This window comes from Acidovorax sp. HMWF018 (assembly GCF_003061035.1).
GTDB classification, from domain to species: domain Bacteria; phylum Pseudomonadota; class Gammaproteobacteria; order Burkholderiales; family Burkholderiaceae_C; genus Acidovorax; species Acidovorax delafieldii.
This window is the reverse complement of sequence record NZ_QAIM01000067.1, coordinates 5,372-10,961: the sequence shown is the minus strand read 5'-3', so window position 1 is coordinate 10,961 and position 5,590 is coordinate 5,372. Positions and strand designations below refer to the sequence as shown.

The 5,590-nt window shown below is 66.4% G+C and carries 5 protein-coding genes; 2 read left to right on the top strand and 3 right to left on the bottom strand.

Translation table 11 applies throughout. The annotated features are described in order from the left end of the window. Positions 1 to 1,164: MFS transporter (locus DBR23_RS02395; protein WP_108497196.1), on the top strand; the 1,164-nt coding region annotated here is incomplete at its 5' end. A gap of 33 nt (positions 1,165 to 1,197) precedes the next feature. On the opposite strand, the gene DBR23_RS02390 is transcribed toward DBR23_RS02395, so the two are convergent. Then, positions 1,198 to 2,307 (bottom strand): anhydro-N-acetylmuramic acid kinase, encoded by a 1,110-nt coding sequence (locus tag DBR23_RS02390; RefSeq protein WP_108497195.1) that lies wholly within the window; start codon positions 2,305 to 2,307, stop codon positions 1,198 to 1,200. Positions 2,308 to 2,344: 37 nt separating this feature from the next. Then, positions 2,345 to 3,715, bottom strand: coding sequence for a M23 family metallopeptidase (locus DBR23_RS02385; protein ID WP_099729252.1), 1,371 nt, complete (start codon positions 3,713 to 3,715; stop codon positions 2,345 to 2,347). Between the two features lie 204 nt (positions 3,716 to 3,919). On the opposite strand from DBR23_RS02385, the gene tyrS reads away from it, so the two are divergent. Further along, on the top strand, positions 3,920 to 5,152 hold the full coding sequence (gene tyrS, locus DBR23_RS02380; RefSeq protein WP_108497194.1) for a tyrosine--tRNA ligase: 1,233 nt from the start codon (positions 3,920 to 3,922) through the stop codon (positions 5,150 to 5,152). Between the two features lie 91 nt (positions 5,153 to 5,243). On the opposite strand, the gene DBR23_RS30215 is transcribed toward tyrS, so the two are convergent. After that, positions 5,244 to 5,590: LysR substrate-binding domain-containing protein (locus tag DBR23_RS30215; protein WP_233250236.1), on the bottom strand; the 347-nt coding region annotated here is incomplete at its 5' end.

Here is a 5,590-nt window from a genome sequence, read left to right as displayed (position 1 = left end):
GGCTCGGTGTTCTGTGCGCTGTCGCACAGCCTGACCCAGCTCGTGGCTTCCCGGGTGCTCCAGGGGCTGGGGGGCGCGCTGCTGCTGCCCGTGGGGCGGCTGGTGGTGTTGCGCACCTTTCCGCGCGAGAAGTTCTTGCAGGCCATGAGTTTTGTGGCCATTCCCGGGCTGATCGGCCCGCTGATCGGTCCCACGCTGGGGGGCTGGCTGGTCGAGGTGGCCTCCTGGCACTGGATCTTCCTGATCAACGTGCCGGTGGGCCTGCTGGGCTGTGCCGCCACCATGCGCTACATGCCCGGGGTACCCGCGCCGACGGTGGCGCGGTTTGATTTGGCGGGCTACCTGATGCTCGCCTTTGGCATGGTTGCGCTGTCGCTGGCGCTGGATGGCCTGGCCAGCTTGGGGCTGCGGCAGGCGAGCGTGCTGGTGCTCATGATCTTCGGGCTGGCGAGCCTGGCGGCCTACTGGCTGCACGCGGCGCGGCGGCCCGACCCTTTGTTTTCGCCCCGGCTGTTTTCGGTGGACACCTTGCGCATCGGGCTGCTGGGCAACCTGTTTGCGCGGCTGGGCAGCTCGTGCATGCCGTTCCTCATTCCGTTGCTGCTGCAGGTCACCATGGGCTATTCGCCGCTGCAGGCGGGCATGATGATGCTGCCCGTGGCGGTGGCGGGCATGTCCATGAAGCGGTTCACCACCACGCTGATCACCCGCTTTGGTTACCGCCAGGTGCTGGTGGGCAACACACTGCTGGTGGGGGTGACCATGGCCAGCTTTGGGCTGGCGGCACCCTCGCAGCCGCTGTGGGTGCATGTGGTGCAGCTGGCGGTGTTTGGTGCGGTGAACTCGCTGCAGTTCACGGCCATGAACACCGTGACCCTAAAGGACCTGGGACACGACATGGCCAGCAGCGGCAACAGCCTGCTGTCCATGGTGCAAATGGTGGCCATGGGGATGGGGGTGGCTGCGGCGGGGGCGGTGCTGGCGGCGTTCACCGATTTCTTCCAGCCCACCGGCACGACACAGACCCTGCAAGCCTTTCAGGCCACGTTTGCCTGCATGGGGCTGATCACGGTGGCTTCAGCCGGTATCTTCTGGCAACTGTCGCCGCAAGACCGTTCCGGCACCCAGGCAGGCGCCTCGGTCGATGCCGGGGACCACGGCTGATCGCCCTGCCCAGGGCTGTGTAGACCGGGCGGTTCAGGCGGGGTACACCGCGCCCAGCACGCGGGTACCGGCCGCACCGGTCACGCTGGGCAGGTTGCCTGGCGCCCCCTGCAGTGCCTGGCGCGCCAGCCAGGCAAACGCGGCGGCCTCCACCTGCAGGGCGGGCAGGCCCAGCGCATCGGTGGCCACCACCTGCAAGGACGGGCAGGCAGCCTGCAGCCGCTGCATGAGCTGGCCATTGAGCGCACCACCACCGCATACGGCCAGGGTTTTGCTATTGTTTAGATAGCTGTTGGCGCATATGGCACTAGCGCTTGCGGTGAATTCGGTCAATGTGGCCTGTACATCGGCCGCTGCGGCCTGCGCAAAGGGCTGCAGGTGCGTTGCCAGCCAGGCGGGGTTGAACAGGTCGCGGCCCGTGCTTTTTGGGGGGGGCTTGTGCAGATACGGCTCCTGCAGCAACGCCGCCAGCAGGTCCGGCAGTACTTGGCCCGTGGCGGCCCAGGCGCCATCCTTGTCAAATAGCTGGCCCGTGTGCTGCTGGCACCAGTGGTCCATGAGGGCGTTGCCCGGGCCGCAGTCGAAGCCCAGCACGCTGCCATCTGCCCCCAGCACGCTGAGGTTGGAGATGCCGCCAATGTTCAGCACCAGCACCGTCTCGTCCGGCCGGCCGAACACGCCCTGGTGGAAGGCGGGCACCAGCGGCGCACCTTGGCCGCCCGCGGCCACGTCGCGGCTGCGCAGGTCGGCCACCACGGTGATGCCCGTCAGTTCGGCCAGCAGGGCGGGGTTGCCCAGTTGCAGGGTGTAGCCTGTGCCGTCAAATTCCTGGGGGCGGTGCCGCACCGTCTGCCCGTGGGCACCTATTGCACGGATGGCGCTCGCCGGGTGGCCGCTGCGCAGCAGCAGCGTGTGCACCACCTCGGCGTAGGCACGCGACAGGGCGTTGCCCGCCAGCGCGGCGCGGTGCAGTTCGTTGTCGCCGGGGGTATTGAGAGCCAGCAGCTCGGCGCGCAGTGCGGGGGCAAAGGCGGCGCTGGCGTGGTGTGTGACCTGCAGGCGCGGTCCCGAGAAATCAGCCAGCACCCCGTCGATCCCGTCGAGCGAGGTGCCCGACATCAGGCCGATGTACAGATCGGACATGGCCTGACGGGTGGTATCTGGAGGTACGGGGGGGCGATCAGTCTGCGCTGGCCTGCTCGATGAGCGCAGCGGCGTTCAGCTGGACACGCATGTTGGCCGCGAGGCGGTCAAACGCAGGGCGTGCGGCTGCAGACACCGGTGCTGCGGCTTCGCTCTGGGCGACGATGGTCATCGGGTCCTGGTGCACGCCGTTGACGCGGAACTCGAAGTGCAGGTGCGGACCGGTGGCCCAGCCCGTGGCGCCCACGGCACCCAGCGTCTGGCCTTGTTCGACCGACTGGCCCTGGCGCACGTCAATGCGGCTCAAGTGGGCATACACCGTGACGTGTTGGTTGCGGTGCTTGATGAACACCACGTTGCCGTAGCCGTTCTGCACACCCGCAAACTCCACCACGCCATCGCCCACGGTGCGCACGGCGGTGCCTGTGGGGGCCGCAAAGTCGGTGCCCAGGTGGGCGCGCCAGGTTTGCAGGATGGGGTGCAGGCGCATCTTGAAGCCGCTGGTCACGCGCGAGAACTCCACGGGCGAGGTCAGGTAGGCGCGGCGCATGCTTTCGCCGTCCAGCGTGTAGTACGCGCCCTTGGTGGCGTTGGGTTCCTGGAACCAGACGGCCTGGTGGGTCTTGCCGTTGTTGACGAACTCGGCGCTCAGCACGCGGCCGCTGGACAGGGGCTCGCCATCGGCTTCCAGGGTTTCGTACACCACCGAGAAGCGGTCGCCCTTGCGCAACGAGCGGCGGAAGTCGATATTGCCCGAGAACAGTTCGGCCACTTGCACGGCCACGGCGTCGGGGATGTTGGACGCGTCGGTGGCGGCAAACAGCGAGCTATTGATGATGCCGCCCGCCAGGCGGCTGTTGGTCGTCATCTTGGCGGTTTCGATGCGGGTCGCAAACTTGTTGTCGCCCGTGCGCTCGACGATCAGGCGGCGGAAGTTGCCGCTGTCGTCCGGCACCCAGCGCACCGTCAGGCGGATCAGGCGGTGGTCGTCGGTGGTCTCTGCCGACACGATGCGGCCGGTGCGGCCCAGCACGTTCTGGCGCACCGGCGTGTCGCTGCGCATGAAGGCGGCGGCGGCCGGGTCGGCCACGCCCATGCGCTGCAGCAGCGACTCGGGGGTGTCGCTGCTGCGCACCTGTTCGGAGCGGAACAGCGAAAAACTGGGCGCATCCAGCTGGCCGAGCACCATATTCTCGGCCAGCGATTCGACCGGGTAGTTCACCATGCGCACCGGCAGCTCGGCCGGGTCGGGTGCGAAGGAGGCCACGGCAAATGCGCCGCCGCCACCCGTCAGCAAAATGGCTGCGACGGCGGCGGTGATGCGTTTGGGATGTTGTTGGATCGTGCGGGACAGCCGGTCAAGCAAAGCGATGCTGGCGGTGCGGACCGTAGTGAGGCCGTGAATCAAAGGTCTATCCCCAGGGTGATTGCGGATCCGTGGCACACCCCCGGTGTGAATGCGGGGCGGGGCCAGGAGCACAGACTGTCAGGCTGCAGCCATTCGACAGGTTGATGAAAAACAGGTCGAAACGGCGGGCCCACTAGAATCCGCCTCTGCAATGTGGGCTGAAGTATAGCGGTGCATGCTGTCTAGACATCCCAAAAAACCCTTATGAATCAATCTGCTGTTACAACAACCCCGGTCTCTGATGGTGTAAGACAAGCCCTCGAAATCTCGCTGCGCGGCGTGCAAGAGCTGCTGCCACAGGACGAATGGGTCAAGAAGCTGGCGCGTTCGGAGGCCACCGGCCAGCCGCTGCGCATCAAACTGGGTCTGGACCCCACGGCCCCCGACATCCACATCGGCCACACGGTGGTGCTGAACAAGATGCGGCAACTGCAAGATCTGGGCCACCAGGTCATCTTCCTGATCGGCGACTTCACCAGCCTGATTGGCGACCCCTCGGGCCGCAACAGCACCCGCCCGCCGCTCACGCCCGAGCAGATCAAGGTGAATGCCGAGACCTACTACAAGCAGGCCAGCCTGGTGCTGGACCCGGCCCGCACCGAGATCCGCTACAACAGCGAATGGAGCGAACCCCTGGGCGCCACCGGGATGATCCAGCTGGCCGCCAAGTACACCGTGGCGCGCATGATGGAGCGCGACGACTTCCACAAACGCTTCACCACCGGCCAGTCCATTTCGGTGCATGAGTTCCTGTACCCGCTGATGCAGGGCTACGACTCGGTAGCCTTGAAGAGCGACCTGGAGCTGGGTGGCACCGACCAGAAGTTCAACCTGCTCATGGGCCGCCACCTGCAGCAGGAGTATGGCCAGGAGCCGCAGTGTGTGCTCACCATGCCGCTGCTGGTGGGTCTGGACGGCGTGGACAAGATGTCCAAGTCCAAGAACAACTACATCGGCATTGCCGAGGACGCCAATACCATGTTTGCCAAGGTGCTGTCGATCAGTGACACCCTGATGTGGGACTGGTACACGCTGCTGTCGTTCAAGAGCCTGGCCGACATCGCCGCGCTCAAGGCCGAGGTGGCGGGCGGGCGCAACCCCAAGGACGCCAAGGTGATGCTGGCCAAGGAGATCACCACGCGCTTCCATAGCGCGGCTGCGGCCGATGCCGCGGAGCAGGATTTCATCAACCGCAGCAAGGGCGGCGTGCCGGACGAGATCCCCGAGGTGAGCGTGTCTGGCGCGCCGCTGGGCATCGGTGCGCTGCTCAAGCAGGCCAACCTGGCCCCCTCGACCAGCGAGGCCAACCGCCTGATCGACGGCGGCGGCGTGCGCGTGGAAGGCAGCGTGGTCAGTGACAAGGGCCTGAAGCTGGACGCCGGCACCTACGTGGTGCAGGTGGGCAAGCGCAAGTTTGCACGGGTGACTTTGGCCTGATTTGGGGTCAAAACAGCCGCAAGCGATAGAAGAATAAGCGCTGATAGCTATCAAAATGAAAGCGCTGAGGCCGCAGGGCCCAGCGCTTTTTTCATGACCCGTCCAGGTTGTCGTTCAGGTCCGGATCGGGCACATCGCCAATTGCCTGGCGGGTGGCCTCGGCCTGCACCTGCAACCAGGCGCAGAAGGCCTTGATCTCCGGCCGTTGCGCGCTGCGCGGCCCCACCATGAGCCAGTAGGCCAGGGGCGAGTCGATGCGGTGGCCGGGCAGCACCTCCACCAGGTCGCCCGAGGCCAGGGCATCGGCAATCAGTGGCATGCGCGCCAGGGCCAGGCCCTGGCCGGCCAGCGCGGCCTGCACGATCTGGTGGGCGTAGTTGAAGTACAGCCAGCGCTGGGGCTGGAGCTTGGTCAGGTCGCGGGTGTCGAACCAGCGGC